We start from the raw sequence: 21,743 nt of genomic DNA on the forward strand, positions 1-21,743 counted from the left end.
CATGAATCAAGCACAAAAAACACCAACTATTCTAGATGCAGAAATTTACAATCCCCTGTCCCTAGGTAGAAACTTTTTTAGCCGAGGAATGACTGTTATTGCCTTTGCTCTCACAGCCTTAGCTCTGCTGCCTTTGTTCGCTATTTTATACAAAATCCTGGGGGAAGGATTAACACATTTAAGCTGGGACGTTTTAGTTTCCCTGCCAGCACCAGTAGGAGTTGAAGACCAGCCCAACGGATTTGCCAATGCGATTCTGGGCACGGCTTTAATGGTAGGAATTGCCACCTTATTTAGTGTCCCAATCGGGGTAATGACCGGAATATTTTTGTCAGAATTTGGCAGAGAAAATAAAGGGATGGCAAATGCCATTCGCTTTATCACCGTCATTCTCAGCAGCGTTCCTTCCATTGTTGTGGGAGTCTTTACTTACGCTTTAATTGTCGTTACAACCAAAGTATTTTCAGGATTAGCTGGCGGTATCGCTCTGGGTATTATTATGCTTCCCGTTGTCGCCTTGACAACTGAACAAGCATTAAAATTAGTCCCTACTTCTTATCGGCTTGCTTCAGGAGGTTTGGGAGCCGGACGTTTTCAAACTATCTTTCGGATTATCATTCCCTCGGCACTCCCGACGATTACCACAGGCGTTTTGCTCGCCGCTTCCCGCGCCGCCGGCGAAACCGCACCACTCATCGTTACTGCTTTATCCAGCCAGTTTTGGCCTCCTTTGATTGAGAAATTGGGAGAAATAACTCAGTCTCCCCTTGGTGCAGAAACCCTCTCGAAAATCCAAGAAATTCCGGGGACAATTCTGACTCCAACTCCTTCTATGTCAGTATTAATATACAGTTATGCCAGTTCTCCCTACAAGGAACAGAATGAATTGGCTTGGACGGCGGCTTCTGTGCTTTTAGGCATGGTTTTGATTGCTAGCGTCGCCTCTCGTGCGGTAACACGCAAACGCTTGCAAAATAGATAATTATCATCAATTATCCGCCTCCATTCAGGAACAGTCAGCCTACCATTAGCGAGATAATTATCTACATCTCAAAGTTTACTATTAACCCTAGATAACTGAAAATAATGACCCTTGAAAGTAACTTGACAACTGGAAAAAATACCCATAATTTTTCGGCAGATACCGCCCAGGAAATTGACCCCAATGCAATGCCAGCCTTACGGGTTCAGGACTTGAGTTTTTACTACGGAACTCACAAAGTTCTGGAAAATTTGTCGATGAATATTCCTCACCCACAAGTCACGGCTATTATTGGACCTTCTGGTTGTGGTAAATCTACTTTTCTCAAGGCTCTTAACCGGATCGGGGAATTGGAAGGAAAAGTAATCATCAAAGGAAGGGTTGAGTTTTTTGGACAGGATATTTACAGTCCCAAAGTGAATATTAATAGTCTGCGTCGCCAAATTGGAATGGTGTTTCAAAGACCGAATCCTTTTCCGCTCAGCATCTATGATAACATTGCTTATGGAGTGAGAATATTTGGTAAAAAAAGCAAAGCAGAATTAGATGAAATTGTAGAATCTGCACTGAAAAGCGCGGCGCTTTGGGATGAGGTCAAAGATAATTTGAAGAAATCTGCCCTGGGGATTTCTGGTGGACAACAGCAGCGACTTTGCATTGCTCGTGCTCTAGCTGTGAAACCAAAAATTTTGCTGATGGATGAACCTTGTTCGGCTCTAGATCCGATTTCTACGATGAAGATTGAGGAGCTATTTCAGACTCTGCGGCAACAGTTGACTGTGGTGATTGTGACTCACAATATGCAGCAGGCTGCTCGTGTTTCTGATTACACTGCATTTTTTAATACTGATGAAAGTCGCATCGGCCGCATGGTTGAATTTGGGCCTACAAGTCGAATTTTTACTTCTGCAAGTAATCCCAGTACCAGGGATTATATTCAAGGTCGTTTTGGTTGATAAGTAAGATTGATTTAACCGCAGAGAACACAGAGAACACAGAGGGAGATAAGACAGAGATGAATAATTTTATCGCACTTATCTCATCCTAACAGCCTTAGTCGCCCTCGCCACCTTCACTCTGGTTGTCTTAACTGTTATTACCGCCATGCTGCGAGTGCTGCTAAACTTAGTTTTAGGGTTGTCGCGGGTGTTGCTGGCTCCTTGGCGATGTCTGGATATGCCGAGAGTCTTGGCGCGTCTCAACCCTTCTGGGACAATTCCCTATGTGGCTGTGGTGGCTGTGGAAGTGGCGATCGCCAAATTTGGCTGATTGGGTTAAGTGCAGGTTAACCTTAATTATGGCTGGTTTGATCTGGCGCGCGATCGTCCGACTACTGGCGAAAAACTAGAATTATAGGGCATACTAGAACCTTTGGACGTTTATCCAAGCAACACAGGCGTGAGAATACACCTCTAGTCTGAGCCTTGCAATCCTCTCTGAGCAACCCTGCTCCTAGAGTCACCAATCGAGCGTGTCTTTAGACCTGAGAGTGTCAAGATAGATTTAGAAACCATCCTGCATTGTGGAGAGCTATGCCCGCTCATAACCCCTTGCTGGCGACTCAAGAATCTGCCGCATTCAGCGTCATCAGTCGCTATCTCGCTCAAACTCTAGTTTCCATTCAATCCAAGCACCCCGAATGGATAGCTGAAAAATACAGGAAAACCCAGTGGGCAAAACCTGATTTTCAGTCAATTTTGATTTTCAAATTTACCAAAAGTTTCAGATTAGCAAAAGATGTAGATTCCATTCTGCTAACTGCGAAAAAATACCTCCAAATCCTCTTGATTCCCGAATTCATTAATTCGGCTCAATTCACCAAATTAATAGCCAAAATTCAGCAACTTGCCGAAGCCCCCATAGCACCAGCTAAATCCAATAACTCAGCCCCATCTAAACCTCCAACTCCCACTGTTCCAACACCCTCATTTGGCGTGGGCATAGCCATCCTGCTGCTAGATGTCGAAAACTTACAACTCAATCTCGAAACCGAAAAATTCCTAGAGGGAATTTGCCAGTATCCCATCCAAATTAAAGTTGCCTTTGCCAATTGGCGCAGCATGGGTAAAAAAGATGCTGAATTTCACCAACGTGGCTATCAACTGATTCATGTCCCCCCCGGAAAAGACAGTGCCGATTTAAAAATGGCTACGGTTGGAGCATCTATTTTTGTCCATTATCCCACAGCCAAGGAGATTTTTGTCTGTTCGTCCGATCGGGCATTGACCCACCTCAGCAATACCCTCCAAGCTCACGGATTAACAGTTTTTCAAGTCCGCAAACAAGTAGATAAAATCATAGTTTTAAATAGCAAAACCGGACAAACAGAAACCCACTCCCTTGTATCTGTAACCGAACCTGACCCCATCGAAAAATTAATTCTAAATTTAAAAGAATTAATTAAAATAGAACAAGAACGCACCTCAGCTCAGTGGGTAAAACTTTCCAGAATTTCAGTTTTATTTAAAGAAAATTACGGTTCAGCCCTCAATCAAGTTGTAGCAACTCATCTGCTAGGCACTAAAACCAGGGATATATTTATTAAATATCCCACGGATTTTGTGGTTCACCAACCCTCAGAAAATTCTCAAGCATACGTAACTCTCTTTGAGGTCAAACAGTCACCAAAACCACCAATAATTAACAAAGACAGTTCACCTAACAGCATGGAAGTATCGGCTAGTTTGGCAAGTATTAATTCTCTCGAAGACTTGGAAACAGCGATTGTCCAAATCGTGAAAGACCTCACCAGAAACTCTCCAGCTAATTCTGTATTTCTTTCAAATGTAGGTAGCGAATTTCACCGACAATACGGCAAACAAATTACCCAAATAATTAAGGAATTCAATCTCAGTAGAAAATTCCCTAAATTTTTGCAATCTTGCACTTCTCTCCAAATCCAAAAAGTAGATAAAGGCTGGCAAGTTTCTCTGAAATAGTTATGGGTTATTGGTTATTGGTTATTGGTTCTTTGTTACATCCTTGTTCCGTGGCTCTGCCTCCAATGCCCCATGCCCCATCCCGGAGTTTCGCTTCGCCCAATTTTCATAACTTGAGTTATCATACAAACACGATGTAAAGAAATGTAAAGGGATATGCAGAATAAAGTTGTGGTTGTTGTCGGTGCGACAGGTGGAATTGGTTCAGCGGTAGCCCACAAACTGGCAGATGCGGGTGCCACCCTCGTGCTTGCAGCTAGAGACAGCAGTCGTTTAGACGCAATAGCGGCCGAATTCCCCACCACAAAGGTACTAACAGTACCTACGGATATTACTCAGTTGTCACAAGTCCAAACCCTGATGCAGAAAACTGTAGAGCATTTCGGACAAATTGATGTATTGATAAATGCGGCTGGTGCGGGTATCCTCAAGCAGTGGAACAAGTTAGAACCCGCTGATTTAGATGCGATGCTTGATTTGAATTTGAAAGGCAGTTTTTACACATCTCAAGCAGCAGCTAATGTGATGAAAGACCACAAATCTGGTCACATTTGTAATGTCATTGGCATTTTGGGCAAGCATTCGATGGCGATGGGAACAGCTTATTGTGCTTCCAAGTTTGGGGTAGTTGGTTTCAGTAAGTGTATGGCCGATGAGTTGCGTCGCTATGGTATCAAGTTTACGCTATTCTATTTTGGTGGGGTGGATTCTCCCTTTTGGGATAGTGTGAGTTTGAAGGTAGATAGGTCAAAAATGTTGACTACAGAAACTGCTGCCAATGCCATTATGTTTGCTCTTGCTGCTGACCCACAAGCAGTGCCAATGGAAATTAATATTCAGCCTGAAAGTCATTTGTTTTTCTAGAATTTAAGCAGCATACCAATTGTAGATTTGAGATTGAGGATGTGATATTTTTACGACCTATGAACCAGGGGGGTAGTAAATTGCAAATTTATCATAGGATTGAAAGTGATATTTTGATTTACTTTCGATCCCCAATCCCAAATACCCAATCTACAATCTCAAGGATTCAGTCTTCAGGCAGACATCATATATCCTATTTATAGGCTATTATTAAGTAAATTAACCTAATTAAACATAGAAATGACTAAACAGTTTGTCGATTTTTCCGTCGCCATTTTCAATTATTGATTATGGAGTTCGATCGCATTCAATTCTATACTGAAGATGCAGTAGCATTGCGGGACTGGTTTGTCAGCAAATTAGGCTTTCGAGCAACAGCAGAGTATCCAAGCAGCCACACTCACACTGAAGTTGTCAAGAGTGGCAATATCTGTTTTGTGTTGTCTTCCCCCGTGACACCTGCTAGTCCCGTCGCTAGTTGGTTGAAATTACATCCACCTGGTATTGCTGATGTGGGATTCCGGGTCAAAAATATTGAATTTGCCATAGCTAGAGCGATCGCCCAAGGCGCTCAACTACTGGAACCGATTCAAAAAGGTATAAATGCAGGAGGCAGTTTTAAGCGGGCAAAGATTGCCGGTTGGGGAGATTTAAGCCACACCTTGATTGAGGGAAGTGGTGAAAATTCACTGTCACCGAATTCTGCTGAACTCGCACTGTTTACTAATATTGACCACGTAGTGTTAAACGTGGAAACTGGGGATTTGTCTAATGCTGTTAATTGGTATCAAAGAGTCTTAGGTTTTCAGAGTCAGCAAAATTTTGATATTCAGACTGACAAATCGGCTTTACGCAGCCGAGTGATGGTTCATGCTGAAGGTGGAGTGCAATTGCCTATTAATGAATCGGCATCACCTAATTCTCAAATTCAAGAGTTTTTGGATGCAAATCAGGGGCCGGGCATTCAACATATGGCTTTGCAAACCGATCGCATTGTGGATGTTGTTGCTGATTTGCGATCGCGCGGTTTGCCTTTTTTGCCGGTTCCCTGGACTTACTATAAAGAATTACAACAACAGCAAAAATATTTACCGAAAGATTGGCAAGAAATTGTAGGTGCTCAAGTTTTGGTAGATTGGCCGGAAGAGACTCCAGCAGCGATGCTGTTGCAAATTTTTACGCAGCCAATTTTTGCTGAACCTACTTTCTTTTTTGAGATCATCGAACGCCGAGTTGCCTTAGTTAACGATCTAAAAGTGCAAGCGGGAGGTTTTGGGGCTGGAAATTTTCGGGCTTTGTTTGAGGCCATAGAACGGGAACAAATGAAGCGGGGAAGTTTGAGTTATGATTCATGAATGAAACAGCCCTGCCCCAAGGGGGGCACTTCAAAGGGCGGTTTAGGGTAAATTTTCCCAAGCTTGAGCCACAATATCGCTCAGCCATAACCTTTGAGGCAAATCGAGGAGATTGTCGTCCGCCAGCACCTCAGCCTTTAACTCATCGAGAGACTGAGAGCGCGATCGAGCTATTTTTACCACGCCGGCGATCGCCGTTGCGACTAATTCTTCATTCAGCGGCTGCTGTCGCAAAGCAATCATTTCTTGAGGATTCGTAGGAATGGGATAATTCATGAGATTGCATACCCAAGAGAGTAGTTGATTCGATGCCCAAGCCTAACCCAGAGCGATCGAAAACTTAAAAATCTAAAAACATTGTAAACTTATTTAAAACTAAATAAGTATTCGGGATTGTAGCGTACTTGGCTCCCTTGTCAACTCCCCCAGCTTTATAAATTTATACAAATCTGAAAATGCAAGAAATTCTTTATCTAGAAGTCCCGACACCGGATACGGCGGCCGTATGCACTTGGTTGCAACAGGAATTCGATCCCGGCATCGGACAAAAAGTGATTACTCCTGACGGCTTTCGCCTGATTTGGAACCCGACAGCGGCCGCGGCCAAGGGCTCCATCCCCCAAATTGCCAATCCAAAATCCACCGTCACCACCACCAATAAAGTTAGCCAAAATCATCAATCCACAGAACTTTCCACCTTTGTCTGGTCAGTTCAACGCACCACTTATTTAAAAGTCTTTCGTTTGGAAGATGCACCCCCTGGGGAAAAAAAATTCCTCGAATCGCTGAATTTGGGCTTAAGAAAAAAGTTTCCTGAGCTATACCCGGAACCCCCGGTCATAGACCTCTCCAAACAGTCAATTTTTGAAGCTCTTGCCCCCTATTACCCCCTCACCGTCAAATACTTCAAAAAAATGCCCAAAGGCGAATACGACCTCCTGCGCGTCTACTGGTGGGAGCAGCGCTGGCGGGAAGGCACTCGCAATCCTCAACAGCCAAAACAAGTAGTGTTTTTGAAGGAAGAAGGCTCTTCGACTTCGCTGAGGGTAAAAGGAGGGGAGAAGGTAGAAGAGACAATTCCAGTGCAGGATTCTGAGTCTGCGGTTTATGACTTAATTTATATCGGCGGGGCCTTGGGAGTGATTCACGCCGCCGTCATGGCTAGATTGGGCTACCGGGTGCTGTTGGTGGAACGAATGCCTTTTGGGCGGATGAATCGCGAGTGGAATATTTCGCGGGACGAAATTCAAAGTTTAATTGACTTGGGTTTATTTACGGCTGCGGAAGTGGAAACCTTGATTTCGAGAGAATATAAGGATGGCTATAACAAGTTTTTTGATGCTAACAATCCGACCTTTGCTCAAGCACCAGTTTTGCATACTCCCAAGGTACTAAATGTAGCTTTGGATGGGGAAAAATTACTGTATTTAGCAGGACTTAAATTGACCGAAGCTGGCGGGAAAATCTGGGACGAAACTGAGTTTATCAGAGCCGATGTTGAAGTAGAAAAAGTAGTAGTTCAGGGCTGCCACTTGCCCACAAAGTCCGATCGCACGGCCGGAGGACGGCTACTGGTGGATGCCATGGGTTCGGCTTCTCCCATAGCTTGGCAATTGAACGAAGGGCGGGCTTTTGACAGTGTTTGTCCCACGGTGGGAGCAGCCATAGAGGGAGGATTTGACCAGGCAGTTTGGGATTCCGAATACGGGGATGTGCTCTACACTCACGGGGATATTTCCCGCGGCCGCCAGCTCATTTGGGAGTTGTTCCCCGGCGCTGGAGGAGAATTGACAGTTTATCTGTTTCACTACCACCAAGTCCATCCACAAAATCCAGGTTCTTTGCTGGAATTGTACGAGGATTTTTTTGCAATTTTGCCTGAGTATCGTCGCTGCGATCTCGATAAATTGGTGTGGAAAAAACCGACTTTTGGTTATATTCCTGGGCATTTTAGTACCAACAGTAGCGATCGCGCCGTCGCCTTCGATCGACTAATCTCGATCGGTGATGCAGCTTCCCTGCAATCTCCCCTGGTTTTCACTGGTTTCGGCTCTCTGGTTCGCAATCTTTTCCGCTTAACAGACCTATTAGATACAGCTTTAAAACACAATTTATTGAGTGCCAAGCATTTAAATCAAATTCGTGCTTATCAGAGCAATGTGTCAGTGACTTGGCTGTTTTCTAAAGGGATGATGGTTCCCACCGGTCGCAGTTTGCCACCCCAAAGAATTAATTCTATTCTCAATACCTTTTTCGGTATTTTAACTGAAGAAGAACTCACCGTAGCCGAAACATTTATTAAAGACCGGACTGATTGGTTAACTTTCAATCGTTTGGCCCTGAAAGCTGCTCGCAAAAACCCTTCTCTGCTGCTGTGGATTTTGGATTTTGTCAGTGTCAGGGATATTTGGCGTTGGCTGGGGAGCTACTTCAGCTTCACTTTGCTGGCTGTGGCGAGTTGGCTGTTTGGATGGCTCCCCCAATTCGCCCGCAGGATACAGCCTTGGCTGGAACCACGGTATCCCGCTGTTTGGTTGTGGCTGTTGGCTACTAGCTACGATCTCACCTACGGTATGGGAAGAGGGAGGAAGCAAGAAGCCAGAAGCCAGTGAGAGTCCTAACTTTTCCAAGCAGTCAGGACTCTAGGGATTCTCTGTTTTTAGCTAGACTATCGAAAATTGGGCAATTCAATGTCAGCAAGCGATCGACGCTTTTTAGCAGGACTCCGCGGACTGGTAATCGAAGTCAACCAGTGCGGCTCTGCCACAGCGATAGGTTGGGCTGCGCTCGATCGCACTTGTTGAATGCCAAAGGTTTCGACTGAACTCAAAATTTTAGCAGCCCGGACCAATTCTGGGCTGCTATATTTGCCCTTAGCACTTTCTGTTTCCGGTGGGGCTTCGACAATGCTTGGGCTAGACTCTGTTGCTGCATCTGGTTGCGAGAAGTTTTCATTCTCGTGTAACTCAATACCGGATGCGGAGGCTAAGGTGTTGAATTCCTGACTTACCGTAGATTCCGGGCCGATGCACCCTTGAGAAGTCCCTACCTCTGGCTGGGCTTCTAATGGATCGGACCAAGGTTGAACAGGAGAAGTATTAAATATTGGTGACACCGGGACGTTTTGGCTTTTGACGGCGGCGAGTAAGGATTCCAATTGGGCGCTAGCTGTATCCTCTGTATTTTCCACCGGCTCGGTAGGGGCGATCGACTTGGGGTGCGGCATCTCCAAACTTTTTTCTAAAGCTGCTTTAAATTGCAGGGTGTGGCGCTGCTGACGGTGCAAGCGCGATCGCAATTCCTTGCAAACATTTTCTGTAGTTACTAGCTGGTGAAGTTGTTCGTTGTAGCGCATCACTGTTGCAGCCGATTCTCGCTCCACTGTGGCTAGCCTAGTTTGGCTAGTTGCTAATTGTTTAGTTAAGTTTTCGACTAAAATTTCTTGACTTTGCAAAGTTTGATGAGAAACTTCCAATTTAGCAAACAGCCTGGTCAATTGTGCTTGAGTGTTTTGGAGTTCGGCATTCTGCTTTTCGAGCAAGGCTTCGCGCTCCTGCAACTTTGTTTGGGACTCTTGGAGGGCTGTTTCTAGCTGGGAGATTCGCCCTAAGAGATCGCGGTTACATTCGTGCAGGGCTTGCATCAAGGTGACAGGGGTCGATCCTTTACCCTTAGCCTGTTCGGTATTGGCCAGCAGATTTTTGAGATGATCGGAAATCGGAGATATATCAGTCAAGGGAACTTCTGTCTGAGATGGCAAATTTTTGGCTTCAGATGTTGTGGGAATTGCATCTACGCTGATGGCGTTGGGAAAATCGACTGTTTCCCAGTCTGCTTCTGGGGTGTCTACAACTGCCCCAGGATCTTTTGGAGTGGGGTCGATCGGCTCTAAACCCCAGACAGCTATAGAATCTAGCTCTAAGGGTTCGGCATCGGATTGGACAGCAGAATGTGGCTGTTGCTGATTGGCTCGAAGATCAGCTTCTGACATGGCTTTATCCCAATATTCACAGAGTCTCACATCTAGTTTATCCTTAATAGATTCTCTGGGACGAATAGCTGGCATCCGAAATCCGAAATCAGCAGTCAGTATTCTTGAAACAGATTGTGTCAATTCCGCTTTCCCATCCTCTTTATCTTTGGATCTGTTCCCATGGCCGATCGCCCTAATCTTGAACAACTGCAAAATGTTTATCAAGGATGGCTGGAATTTCCGCAGGTTTGATGCGACTGTAGCGAGTTTTGTCTGGCATCACAACTATATTCGGTCCGGCTTTACACTGTTTGAGACATCCGGTTTTTTGCACAATAACTTCTCCGGCTAAACCGCTGCAATTTAAAGCATTTTCCAGAGCTTTACATACTGCACCGCTGCCCCGCTTCTGGCAGTCAGATTTTTGACATACTAATATTTTGGCTGAGATTTTTGCCGGAGTTGGCGCGGTTGGAGATGATGTGGGAGAGTCGATCGCGCGATCGGGTATCACAATCCCAACAGGTGTATGCTTGGTGTCAACCTCTGGCTGCGAGGGATGATGCTTGCTGTCTGAGAGTTTGAGGCTATAAGCTTTGAGCTTAACTTTGCCATTTTTCAAGTTTTGCTGTTTCTGTCCAGCCACTTCAACTCTCAATCCGGGCTTTAAAACCACAGATAGAGAAGCCCGCAATTCCTTGCAAAGTTTCACCAGAAATTCTACTCCGCGATCGCTACCAATTCGCAAATATTTTAATTTGTCACCATCTTCAATAATCAGATTCAGTATTTCTCCCTCTAAGCTAAACTCTGAAACTTGCTTGTAAGACGTATACATCATTATTCCTCAGCGGTTGACTCTATTCCTAAATTTAGACAACACTAATTTTTTGCATTAAGTATCGTCCATGACTGATGTCACCCAGAAGTCTCAGCTCTGAGCTGCGTCTTTTTAGAGCATAACGCAACTGCCAATAATTCTCAATAGAATTGGTAAAAAATTTTCCTAATTTGCAAAATCTGCTTAAGTCTTGCTCTTCCTTCGCGCCCTTCGCGCCTTCGCGGTTCGTTAATCTTCGCTCTAAAAAAAAAGCGAACAGCCTGGTGACTGCCCGCTTTTTTATACAAAGTGAGTTAGATTAGTTAAGGCGCCAAAGCATTGCCGCGCAACAAACTACCAATAGTTTTTGCAGTAATCTTCATTTGGATGAAAGGATTGGCAGGCACTACAGTCTTATACAAATAGCTATCGAATGTGAGTTTCTGCACATCGCGATCGGCACACATTTCCACAAAAGCTTCGCGAGTAGCATCAGAACGGTAGAACACCCGTTGCAAAATGTCAAGCACCTTGTAAGTAATCCCGTAAGCCTTATCCCACCGCTTCAAATAAAGCTTGATTTCCTGTTCAGTTGGAATGCGTGCACCCTGCTGAGAAATCTCCACAATAGTTTCAGCGCACATCCGGCCAGACTTCGCAGCAAAATAAATTCCTTCGCCCGAAGACTTGGTAACATAACCGGCGGCATCGCCGACGAGAGCAACTCGGCCGACAACCCGACGGGGACGCGGATGTTCGGGGATGGGGTGGGCTTCCACTTTAATAATCTCACCGCCCATGAGTCTTTTGGCAGCACGGGCGCGGATACCTGCTTGCAGCTTTTTGATACTGGCTTGATTGACTTTCATCGTGCCGGTACCGACGGCTACGTGGTCGTATTTGGGGAACACCCAAGCGTAGAAGTCGGTAGAGACGTCATCGCCGACGTACATTTCGGCTAAGTCGTGGTAGTAAGCCATTTTATCTTCCGGCAGGCGGATGCGTTCTTGGAAGGCGATCGCATAATTGTAATCACCAGCGTCGATCGCCTTGGCCACGCGAGAGTTAGCACCGTCAGCCCCAATCACCAAATCCACTTTCAGAGTTTTCTGAATTCCCATGGCACTGCCGTCGGAGTGGTCGGCATAGTGGAGAGTGTAAGGGTCTGTATTGTTGCCGGGAATCTCTAATTTATGAACAGTGCCGTTAATTAGTTTGGCACCCAAGGAAGCGGCGCGATCGCGCAAGAAACCATCGAGCACTTCCCGGCGGCACATACCGATGTATTCGTGGGCGTTTTCAATATTGATGTCCACCTCAACATTGGAGGGGGAAATCATCTTCATTTTTCTGACTTGACGGTCTATGATATGTGGCGGCAAGTCAAATTCGCTGACCATGCACAGGGGAATTGCCCCACCACAGGGTTTAGCGTTGTCTAATTTGCGCTCGAATAGGTATGTTTCGATGCCTGCTTTTACGAGTGTTTCGGCGGCGGAAGAACCCGCAGGGCCTGAACCTACTACTGCAACCCTTAGTGTCAAAGCTTTTCTCCCCAGTTTTTTTCTATAGGCATTATTCATGTGTGATGGTATCACGGAGTTTCGATGCGGTGGGGTGAAGCAGGGCAGATTTCAATGAAATGAAACAGAGCTTAACAGTTCGATACGAAAATCGGGTTTGGGGGGATATATTTGAGGTAATTTATTAAATTTTTCAGTGATTTGGAAGAGGAATGGACTGTGATGTGCGATCGAGCTATTGTCAAAAAGTCGTAGATGATGTGCGCCTGTCATCAGTAATGTCCGCTTATCTACGCAACAGACTTGCGAAAGTCTAAGGGGCGGGCCAACTTCACCGATTGCTGATGTTCTATAGCCAGCACTTTCGCTTGTGACAGAACCTTTTATACAAAACTTTCCTTGTTTCTTTAGATTCACTTTGCAAGTCGGTACGATCGACTGAAAGTCGGTACGATCGACTGAAAGTCGGTACGATCGACTGAAAGTCGGTACGATCGACTGAAAGTCGGTACGATCGCCTGAAAGTCGGTACGATCGACTGAAAGTCGGTACGATCGCCTGAAAGTCGGTACGATCGAATCAATGATGTGGCGATCGACTAACTCACTCTTTTAAGATACAAGGGGCGGGTTTCACCAACCATCTATGTGAGAAACTAACAATCTGTAAAACCCGCCCCCACCCAACACACAATCCAAATACTGTGTGGGGGCGGGTTTATCTAGATTGTTTGTATTCATCAAATATTCCTCGTAAAACCCGCCCCTACAGGAATTATGGTTAATTAGATCGAATATATTATCCCATGCCAAATCCCCTATCCAACTTACTAATCAACCTCTCCTTCCTAATTTCCAAACCAACAGGCTTAGCAATCTACGCCAAAAACCTCTTTCCCCACCTAAAATCCCTCAACCCAACATTACTAAGCGCCACCGAAATCCCCAATTATAGCTGCTATAAAATCCCCTCAAACTTAACTCCCGAACAAGGAACCAAAGGACACATCAACCGATTGCTGTGGACACAAACCCAGCTTCCCAAAATTTACAAACAGTTAAAATCCAACTTAATATTTTCGCCAATTCCAGAAGCTCCGGTATTTGCAGGTTGTCGCTATATAATTACAGTGCACGATTTAATTGCACTCCGATTTCCCCGCCGTTTCGATCCGCTCACACCCTACCACCGCTACTATATTCCCCAAGTGCTGCGACAGGCTCAACACGTTATTTGCGATTCGGAAGCAACGGCTAAAGATATTGGTGAATTTTGTAAAATTCCGAGGGATTTAATTACGTCAATTTCCCCTGGATATGATAACAGTTTTTTCCGCTTTTTAGACTTACCAACCAGCAATTATTTTCTTTATATTGGTCGCCATAATCCTTATAAAAATTTGCAACGAGTGGTAGCAGGATTTGCCGCTTTACCCAGTAGTTGTGAGTATGAGTTGTGGATAGCTGGATCGGAAGATAAACGCTATACCCCGCTGCTGAAAGCGCAGGTGCAAGAATTGGGATTGGTCGATCGCGTAAAATTCTTAGACTACATTCCCCCCGGTGATTTACCGAAAGTCATCAATCAAGCGATCGCCCTAGTTTTTCCTAGCCTTTGGGAAGGATTCGGCCTCCCGGTGCTAGAAGGAATGGCTTGTGGCACTCCTGTCATCACCTCTAACCTGTCTTCTATGCCAGAGGTAGGGGGGGATGCAGTGTTGTTAGTTAATCCTTACAGCGTGGAGCAAATTACCGCTGCTATGCACCAGCTTGTAACGGATGTTGGAGTGCGATCGAACTTACGGGAACGAGGTTTGGCGAGAGCAAAACAATTTAGCTGGGAAAAAACTGGTGAGGAAACTGCTGCTATTCTCGATCGCTACATTTAAGGAAGCAAGAGGGAAGAAGCAAGAGGGAAGAAGGAAGAGGGAAAAATTCTCCCCATCTCGCCATCTCCCCAAGACTCTACAAGCAGATTTACTTGTTGATACCCAACTGATCGCCACGCTTGTACTGCTGATAAGCAGCAAAAAACAGCCCCGACAGAGTAACAAAGATGAGGCCGAGAACAATACCTGAAAGCAACGGTTCTACCATGAGAGCTCCTTATCGTTAAGATTTAACAACCTATTTTTAATATTACCAGCACTTACACAGATGAATTTTCGCAAAACAACGATAACAGCGGTCTGAGATCTTGATCTCCCCGCGGGGAAGGATTAAGCTATGTTATGAGAAATAAATTTTCTTGTAGATACTTTTTTTAATAGAACTCCTTTGAATAACCAAATTGCCAAAAATGAAACTGAAAACCCGATCGAGCGAATTGGCATATTTGTGCTAGCGTTCTTACTTGCGATCGTGTTATCAAGCTTAGCAATACGCCACTTTCAAGCGGTCGATCCCTACGTCAGCAGCGTACTATCCTTGACTGGAGACCCCATTCAGGGTGCAGCCATCTTTCAAATGAACTGTGCCGGGTGTCACATATCACTGTCCGACAGTCAAGTGGGGCCAAACTTACATTTAGTATCCGAGCGCAAATCCGAATTCGCTTTAATCCGCCAAGTCACCAGCGGACAAACCCCCCCCATGCCACAATTCCAGCCAAGTCCCCAAGAAATGGCCGACTTGCTCACATATCTGGAACAAATGTGAACCAGAAAGCAAAGTCTGACCCACCCCCAGCCCCTCGGAGCGAGGGGTGGCTCCCCTCCTGGGAGGGGCGAGAAGTGATATCAATTCCGGTTGTATCGGAATGATTTAACCGCGAAGGCGCTTATGACGCGAAGGAAGAGAAGAGAGAGTTTAATAATTCCGATGAAGAGAGGATTTGGTATTATTCCCCTCCTGGGAGGGGCAAGGGGTGGGTCTGATTCCCCTCCAGGGAGGGGCGAGGGGTGGGTATTATTCCCCTCCTGGGAGGGGCAAGGGGTGGGTCTGATTCCCCTCCAGGGAGGGGCGAGAGGTGGGTATTATTCCCCTCCTGGGAGGGGCAAGGGGTGGGTATTATTCCCCTCCTGGGAGGGGCAAGGGGTGGGTATTATTCCCCTCCTGGGAGGGGCGAGGGGTGGGTCTGATTCCCCTCCAGGGAGGGGCAAGGGGTGGGTCTGATTCCCCTCCAGGGAGGGGCAAGGGGTGGGTATTATTCCCCTCCAGGGAGGGGCGAGGGGTGGGTATTATTCCCCTCCAGGGAGGGGCGAGGGGTGGGTATTATTCCCCTCCAGGGAGGGGCGAGGGGTGGGTCTGATTCCCCTCCAGGGAGGGGCAAGGGGTGGGTCTGATTCCCCTGCCAGACTAATGGACTATACCAATACGTTGAAATCCTGAGCTGTTAGCAAGCTCGATCGCACGCCATTGAGAATAGCCAAAACTTCACCAGTAGCAGTAACGGCGATCGCAGCCGATCCATTAGTTTGACTAAACGACAATTGACTGAAATCCAAGCCACCGGTCAAAACCAGGGAATCAACTCCTTGGGTGAAGTCAATAATCGTGTCCAAACCGCTGCCATCTGTCAACACGAAACTGTTGCTACCGTCGCCACCAATCAGAGTATCGTTGCCAAGGCCACCAAACAGCAAGTCATCGCCAGTGTCGCCAAACAAGACATCATCGCCACTGCCACCAAGTAAGGTATCGTTATCCTCGCCACCACACAGAGTGTCATTACCTTGATCGCCAAAGAGCACATCGTTACCAGTGACACCCAAGAGGACATCATCGCCTTTGCCGCCGTAGGATAAATCATCACCTTCATCGCCAGAGATGGAATCATTGCCACGATTACCATAAAGGACATCGTTGCCGAGATCGCCAAATATCGCGTCAAAGCCTTTGCCACCTAGCAGAGTATCGTTATCGACACCTCCGTAGATACTATCGTTGCCGGTATTGCCATTGATATAGTCACCGCCCTGACGCCCAAAGATCAAATCACTGCCACCCAATCCGAAGATAGAGTCACGGGCTGCACTACCGAAGATCGTATCATCACCATTAGGGCCCTTAATCACAGTACCCGCGATCGGGATACCCGACTCATTAGGAGTATCCACCCTGGGGAAGTTCTCAGGAAAAACCAAATCCGTGGTTTGCGAGCTCAGAGGAGTATCTGGAGTCGGAGTGGGAGTAGGTACCGGAGTAGGTGCTGGAGTCGGAGTGGGAGTCGGTGCCGGAGTCGGTGCCGGAGTTGGTGCCGGAGTTGGTTCAGGAGTCGGTGCCGGAGTAGGTGCCGGAGTCGGTACCGGAGTCGGCCTCGGAGTTGGTGTCGGAGTCGGAGTCGGAGTCGGAGTCGGTGCCGGGAAGTTACCAAAATTGACGTTATTGACAATAGCCCCAGAAGCCAGCACGATATCGGCGGGGTTAGGGGTGCTTTGGGTAAACCCTGTTTGCGCGATTTCCCGGACGCGGTAGGTTCCCGGTGTCAGGTTCGTGAACAGGTAGTTCCCACTATTGTCTGTAGTGGTGGTAACAGGAGTAGGAGCAACTACCCCTGTCGTAACATTAGTTAACTGAATTTGGAAACCGGGCAAACCCAGTTCTCCGCTGTCTTGAGTGCCATTATTATTAGAGTCTCGGAACTTCTGACCTCGGATCGTAGCCGGTTGGGGCAGAAAGTTGCCGAAGTCAACACCAGTAATGCTATTACCACCAACAATCGTCACCGGGGCCGGATTAGGAGTAGTCTGCGTCCAGCCATTTTGCTGCACTTCCCTTACCTGGTAAGTGCCTGTGGGAATATTGACCAGAGTGTAGTTACCGTTGGTATCGGTAATAGTCGTGGGTTCGGTCTGTTGAAAGACTCCATCCTGGTTGAGATCCAGGAAGATTTGCCAGTTTTGCAGCCCCAATTCCCCAGTATCCTTGATGCCGTTGTTGTTAGCATCGCTGAATTTTTGCCCGCTAATTGTACTCGACTTGAAGTTGCCGAAGTTAATGTTAGGGATGTCTTGACCGCTACTGACAGTAATATCTGCCGGGTTGGGGGTAGTTTGTGTCCAACCGGTTTGCGGTACTTCCCGCACCTTATAAGTACCTGCGGGCAAATTGAGGAATTTGTAGTTACCGGCGGGATCGGTGTCTGCCTTGGGTTCGTCTGTGTCGAGAGTGCCGTTGTTGTTGGTATCAAGGAAAAATTGCCAGTTGGGTAGTCCGGCTTCCCCTGCATCCAGGAAGCCACTCTTGTTGATGTCGTTGAACTTGATACCGCTAATCGAGTTGGGCTTGAAGTTGCCGAAGTTGTTGTTTTGGGAGTCTGTGCCACTGGTGACGGCGATCGTAAACGCACCTGGGGCGGCCGGTACCGTTTGCGTCCAGCCCGGTTGCAGCACTTCCCGGACGTTGTAGGTGCCGGCTGTCAGGTTGATGAACTGGTACTTACCGGCGCTATCAGTAACGGTGGCAGTTTCTCCTGGTTCTTGGATACTGTTGTTGTTAGCATCCAAGTAGATTGTCCAGCCTCCTAGGGCTGGTTCTGCTGGATCTTGGGCACCATTTTTATTGAAGTCATTAAATTTGAGCCCGCCGATTTTGCCTAGCAGGAAGTTACCGAAGTTGGTGGGAGTGGCTGCGGTGTTGGTGATGTTGACACCACTGGTGGCAGTGATGCTGCCAGTAGGGGCAAGAGTTTGCCGCCAACCAGTCTGTGCCACTTCCTTTAGGGTGTAGGTGCCGGGCCCAACATCGGCAAAGGTGTAGTTGCCGGTAGCATCTGTAGTTTTGGTTTGTGCTACTGCACCGGCGGCGTTGAGTAACTGAATATCAAAAGGAGTTGCCGGTGCTACCTCTCCCGTGTCTAGGACACTGTTGCCGTTTTTGTCATCGAATTTGGTGCCGCTAATGGTGATGTTTTTGAAGTTGCCGAAGTTTCCGCCAGCGACATTTAGACCGCTTTGGAGGGGGATGTCGGCGGGATCGACTGTGGTTTTTGTGGAACCTGTCGGCACTACTTCCCGGACTCGGTAGGTAGCACCGCCGGTCAGCGGACCCAGGTTGGGGAAACTATAAGCACCAGTGGGAGTTGTGTTTTGGCTGCTGATAGTTGCTCCGGTGACGGAGTTGATTAAGTTGATCTGGATGTTGGGTAATCCGGTATCTCCTGAGTCTTGGGCTCCGTTGCCGTTTTTATCATCAAAGATGAGACCATTAATGGTCATGGACTGGAAGTTGCCAAAGTCTTTGCTGTTAGAGTCAGCAATACCTGTGTTGTAGGGAGTAGCGGTAGCTGTAGGGAAAGTTTGCTGCCAATTAGTTACTGCCTGTTCTCGAACGGGGCTATTACTCTTGGTGTCGAGGAGGGTGTAATTCCCACCCGTTGCGACAGTCACCCGTTTTTCAGCACTATCTAGGGTGCTGTTATTGTTGTCATCTACATAAACAACAAAGTTTTGGACTGGAGTTGTGAGAGTTGCTTCCGTCCCGTCTTTGGCCGCATTGCCGTTGCTGTCGTTGAAAACTTGACCCGTAACGGTAGGGCCGTACTCGTAAGCACCAATGTCAACCGCGCCGTTGACGCTGCGTGCAAAGGGCTGATTGAATTGAGTACCTCGCTGGTCTGTGGTCAGGGCCACACCAGTTATCGCATTGAGGGCGGCGGCATTGTTGCCGAGATTGATGACTGGATTACCAACACTATTAATTAAGTTGTGGGTTTGGACCGTACCACCGTAATTGCCCAAAACGCCGAGCCAAGAGGGGAGAGTTCCTGGCGTACCACCTGTGGAAACATTGTTAGCACCTGCGGTGATGGTATTAATTTCGGGGTTGGCTCCGCCAGAGTTGCTAATGACGATTGTGTTGTTGACGTTAGCTATCCCAGAGTTGAATACGCCGCCACCATTGGTGCTGGCAGTGTTAAGGGCAATGGTAGTGTTCGTCAAATTAGCTGTAGCACCTGTGTTGACAAAAATCGCGCCACCTAAGCCCTGACCAGGATTCGCGCCTGTACCGCCCGTTGCTTTGTTGGCGCTGAAGGTGCTGTTGCTCACATTTAAAATGCCGCCTGTATTGAGGAAAATAGCACCTCCTAGACCAGATCCACCGCCACCGCCAGTAGTAGCGCCAGCACCAGCACCGCCACCGCCACTAGCACCACCAGTGCTTCCAGCACCGCCACCGCCGCCGAAGCCACCAGCACCACCGAAACCAACAGTACCAGCGATACCAGGAACAGTACCAGTACCACGAGCACCACCAACGCCACCGGGACCTCCACCGCCACCGAAACCACCAGCACCACCCGTACCACCGTTACCACCGTTACCACCGTTACCAGTGCCAGTCCCATTCTGGCCAGCGCCACCAGTGCCGCCAGCACCACCGCCACCACCGAAGACTCCAATACCCCCAGTACCACCAACGCTACCATTGCCTCCAGCACCATTGGGTGTTCCACCAGTACCACCAAGGCCACCAGTGCCACCAGCGCCACCTGGGAAGCCTGAGCTACCATCACCCGCGGTGCCACCATCACCACCAGTGCCATTAGGATTACCGCCAAGACCACCAGCCCCTGCCGCACCAGGGGTACCGCCTGGGCTACCAGTGCTTAAGTCGCTGTTGCCACCAGCCCCACCGTTTCCGGTTGCACCTGCACCACCTGTTGCTGTATTGCTGGCAAAGGTAACGCTGTCAATTTTGACAGTACCCTTGTTGATAAAAAGTGCGCCTCCTAAGCCAGCCGCGCCACCACCACCACCGGTACCCGCTTTGCCAGTTGCTGCTCCATTTTGAAGTGTGAGGTTAGATAAGGTGACTGTAGCAGTGGTGTCAACGAAAAATAGTCGGCTATTACCACCGCCGTTGATCGTAATCCCAGTTGTAGTGCTGCCAACAAAGTTAACAGGGTTAGTAATGACAGGCAGAACTTGTCCGGCACTGAAGGTAATAGGAGCAGTGATATTTATATCATCAACATCGGTCAGGACGTTAGCAAAAAGGATGGCGTTGTTCAGACTGGTAAAGTCGGTAGCGGTAAAGGTTGCCAAAACACCGCTGTAAGCCTCTCTCGCCTCTGCGGAAAATGCCACAGCCGTCTCTATTTTGCCTGTAGTGACTTCCAGTTCCCAGTCTCCACCCAAGGCTGCATTCCCAGTCAAGTTATTGGAAGCGGCAACTTCTGCTCCGGTGAGCTGGCTCAGCCTTTGCACAAAAGCGACACCGGCTTCTGTGGCGGCGACGTTGCAAGCGTAAAGTAGAATTTCGGGTTTAGCTGTAATTCGAGAGTTCGAGTTTTCCTCTGCTGGTAAAGCAAACCATGTTTCTAGGCGATCGCGATAAGTTTCAATATTACTTAGATTCAGTTCTGTTGCACCGATTTGCACGCACGCCTCGGCACCGTGAGACAGAATGTGAACTGCTCCTATATTTTGCCGTTGTTTGAGTGTTGCTGCTATTTGCTCGATGCCGTCGCGATCGCCCTTGAGAACAATAACTTCTGTATCGAAATCAGTGCTTTTCGTTAAAATTTCGCAATTTTTAACTTTTGGATCTACAAAAACTATCTGTTGGTTTCGTACTTTGTCAAATTCCATGATTTAATTCCTCTAGTACACGCACACATCAAATTGATAACACAAACCAGCCCGAACAGCGATCGCCTTTTGTTCCTGTGCCCATAAAGTCGATCGCCCGTGCTTCCACATATGCTTTTTTATGTATTGACAGCAACCTTTTTTTGTGCATTGCTACAATTAATTATTTAATTTGATTGCTTAGAACTCTCCCATAGCAATTTTGTTCCAGCTTTTACAAACATCTTTTTATATACTTTTATATATTATTACGCCCCACATTTTCTGTTTAAATTAAACTTATTACCACAATTCATGAAAAATGTCAATACTAAGATAGGTAAATAACTGTTGCAAAAAACAGAATACCCATTGAACAGGTCGGGTATCTCACAGCCCTGGGTCCTTAGTGATGGTTAATTAGTCCTAGAGTTTGACACTCAAAGAGTTTTCCGGTCTTAAAAAAAGTTTGACGAGCGAAATAAACCCCACTGTTGTAAAGTTTACCTGATTGTTGGCAGAGATACTCCAACAATGCTTTAACTTCTTTGGTTGGAGACAGTAATACTTGCTGAACTCCCATTTTGTTTTGAGGTTTAGTCACCTCTATTTTCCTGAATATTGGTTGATTTGTCTACTTTTAGCTATTATACTAGATATCTCAAGCTCCCTCAATAAAATATTTAGAAATAAAGAAATAAAAAAAGAAATAAAGAAAGAAAAAAGACGGGGACTGAAGTCCCTCGCGCAGCTTCCCTAGGAAGGACTGAAGTCT

Annotated in this window: 18 protein-coding genes; 9 read left to right on the plus strand and 9 right to left on the minus strand. The window is 47.0% G+C overall.

Annotation, left to right across the window (positions count from 1 at the left end; all coding sequences use genetic code 11):
• Position 1 precedes the first annotated feature (1 nt).
• From pstA to hppD, 6 genes are all read left to right on the plus strand, one after another.
• A complete protein-coding gene (pstA, locus tag P2A85_RS16600) occupies positions 2–982 on the plus strand; it encodes a phosphate ABC transporter permease PstA (protein ID WP_377473919.1) in 981 nt (326 codons plus the stop codon).
• Between the two features lie 188 nt (positions 983–1,170).
• Positions 1,171–1,938: a phosphate ABC transporter ATP-binding protein PstB gene (gene pstB, locus P2A85_RS16605; RefSeq protein WP_377481550.1), complete on the plus strand. Its 768-nt coding sequence runs from the start codon at positions 1,171–1,173 to the stop codon at positions 1,936–1,938.
• A 157-nt stretch (positions 1,939–2,095) separates the two neighbouring features.
• A complete protein-coding gene (locus P2A85_RS16610; RefSeq protein WP_377473921.1) occupies positions 2,096–2,251 on the plus strand; it encodes a hypothetical protein in 156 nt (51 codons plus the stop codon).
• 263 nt (positions 2,252–2,514) lie between these two features.
• Positions 2,515–3,921, plus strand: a complete 1,407-nt coding sequence (locus P2A85_RS16615; RefSeq protein WP_377473923.1) for an NYN domain-containing protein — start codon at positions 2,515–2,517, stop codon at positions 3,919–3,921.
• Positions 3,922–4,077: 156 nt separating this feature from the next.
• On the plus strand, positions 4,078–4,785 hold the full coding sequence (locus P2A85_RS16620) for an SDR family oxidoreductase (RefSeq protein WP_377473925.1): 708 nt from the start codon (positions 4,078–4,080) through the stop codon (positions 4,783–4,785).
• 290 nt (positions 4,786–5,075) lie between these two features.
• Positions 5,076–6,140 (plus strand): 4-hydroxyphenylpyruvate dioxygenase, encoded by a 1,065-nt coding sequence (hppD, locus tag P2A85_RS16625; protein WP_377473927.1) that lies wholly within the window; start codon positions 5,076–5,078, stop codon positions 6,138–6,140.
• A 42-nt stretch (positions 6,141–6,182) separates the two neighbouring features.
• Here hppD and P2A85_RS16630 read toward each other — a convergent pair whose 3' ends face one another.
• Positions 6,183–6,416, minus strand: a complete 234-nt coding sequence (locus P2A85_RS16630) for a hypothetical protein (RefSeq protein ID WP_340524419.1) — start codon at positions 6,414–6,416, stop codon at positions 6,183–6,185.
• A 179-nt stretch (positions 6,417–6,595) separates the two neighbouring features.
• Between P2A85_RS16630 and P2A85_RS16635 the strand changes: the two genes are divergently transcribed.
• On the plus strand, positions 6,596–8,752 hold the full coding sequence (locus P2A85_RS16635; protein ID WP_377473929.1) for a flavin-dependent dehydrogenase: 2,157 nt from the start codon (positions 6,596–6,598) through the stop codon (positions 8,750–8,752).
• 56 nt (positions 8,753–8,808) lie between these two features.
• Here P2A85_RS16635 and P2A85_RS16640 read toward each other — a convergent pair whose 3' ends face one another.
• From P2A85_RS16640 to P2A85_RS16655, 4 genes are all read right to left on the minus strand, one after another.
• Complete coding sequence (locus P2A85_RS16640) at positions 8,809–10,254, minus strand: hypothetical protein (RefSeq protein ID WP_377473931.1); 1,446 nt, start codon at positions 10,252–10,254, stop codon at positions 8,809–8,811.
• A 52-nt stretch (positions 10,255–10,306) separates the two neighbouring features.
• Positions 10,307–10,954, minus strand: a complete 648-nt coding sequence (locus P2A85_RS16645; protein ID WP_377473933.1) for a (2Fe-2S) ferredoxin domain-containing protein — start codon at positions 10,952–10,954, stop codon at positions 10,307–10,309.
• Between the two features lie 302 nt (positions 10,955–11,256).
• Entirely contained in the window at positions 11,257–12,477 is a 1,221-nt protein-coding gene (gene chlP / locus P2A85_RS16650; protein WP_340524411.1) for a geranylgeranyl reductase, read from the minus strand.
• 328 nt (positions 12,478–12,805) lie between these two features.
• Positions 12,806–13,039 (minus strand): hypothetical protein, encoded by a 234-nt coding sequence (locus tag P2A85_RS16655; RefSeq protein WP_377473935.1) that lies wholly within the window; start codon positions 13,037–13,039, stop codon positions 12,806–12,808.
• A gap of 222 nt (positions 13,040–13,261) precedes the next feature.
• Here P2A85_RS16655 and P2A85_RS16660 point away from each other — a divergent pair, with 222 nt between their 5' ends.
• Entirely contained in the window at positions 13,262–14,344 is a 1,083-nt protein-coding gene (locus P2A85_RS16660) for a glycosyltransferase family 4 protein (RefSeq protein ID WP_377473937.1), read from the plus strand.
• An 88-nt stretch (positions 14,345–14,432) separates the two neighbouring features.
• Here P2A85_RS16660 and petG read toward each other — a convergent pair whose 3' ends face one another.
• A complete protein-coding gene (gene petG, locus P2A85_RS16665; protein ID WP_015174208.1) occupies positions 14,433–14,552 on the minus strand; it encodes a cytochrome b6-f complex subunit V in 120 nt (39 codons plus the stop codon).
• Positions 14,553–14,732: 180 nt separating this feature from the next.
• Here petG and P2A85_RS16670 point away from each other — a divergent pair, with 180 nt between their 5' ends.
• On the plus strand, positions 14,733–15,113 hold the full coding sequence (locus tag P2A85_RS16670) for a c-type cytochrome (protein WP_377473940.1): 381 nt from the start codon (positions 14,733–14,735) through the stop codon (positions 15,111–15,113).
• 647 nt (positions 15,114–15,760) lie between these two features.
• Here P2A85_RS16670 and P2A85_RS16675 read toward each other — a convergent pair.
• From P2A85_RS16675 to P2A85_RS16685, 3 genes are all read right to left on the minus strand, one after another.
• Positions 15,761–20,989 carry an SdrD B-like domain-containing protein gene (locus tag P2A85_RS16675; protein ID WP_377473942.1) on the minus strand — a complete coding sequence of 1,743 codons (5,229 nt, stop codon included), beginning with the start codon at positions 20,987–20,989 and terminating at the stop codon, positions 15,761–15,763.
• A gap of 28 nt (positions 20,990–21,017) precedes the next feature.
• On the minus strand, positions 21,018–21,140 hold the full coding sequence (locus tag P2A85_RS16680) for a hypothetical protein (protein WP_371115695.1): 123 nt from the start codon (positions 21,138–21,140) through the stop codon (positions 21,018–21,020).
• Between the two features lie 234 nt (positions 21,141–21,374).
• Positions 21,375–21,572, minus strand: a complete 198-nt coding sequence (locus P2A85_RS16685) for a hypothetical protein (protein ID WP_341734507.1) — start codon at positions 21,570–21,572, stop codon at positions 21,375–21,377.
• Positions 21,573–21,743: the final 171 nt, after the last annotated feature.

The organism is Microcoleus anatoxicus, assembly GCF_042465725.1.
Lineage (GTDB): Bacteria > Cyanobacteriota > Cyanobacteriia > Cyanobacteriales > Microcoleaceae > Microcoleus > Microcoleus anatoxicus.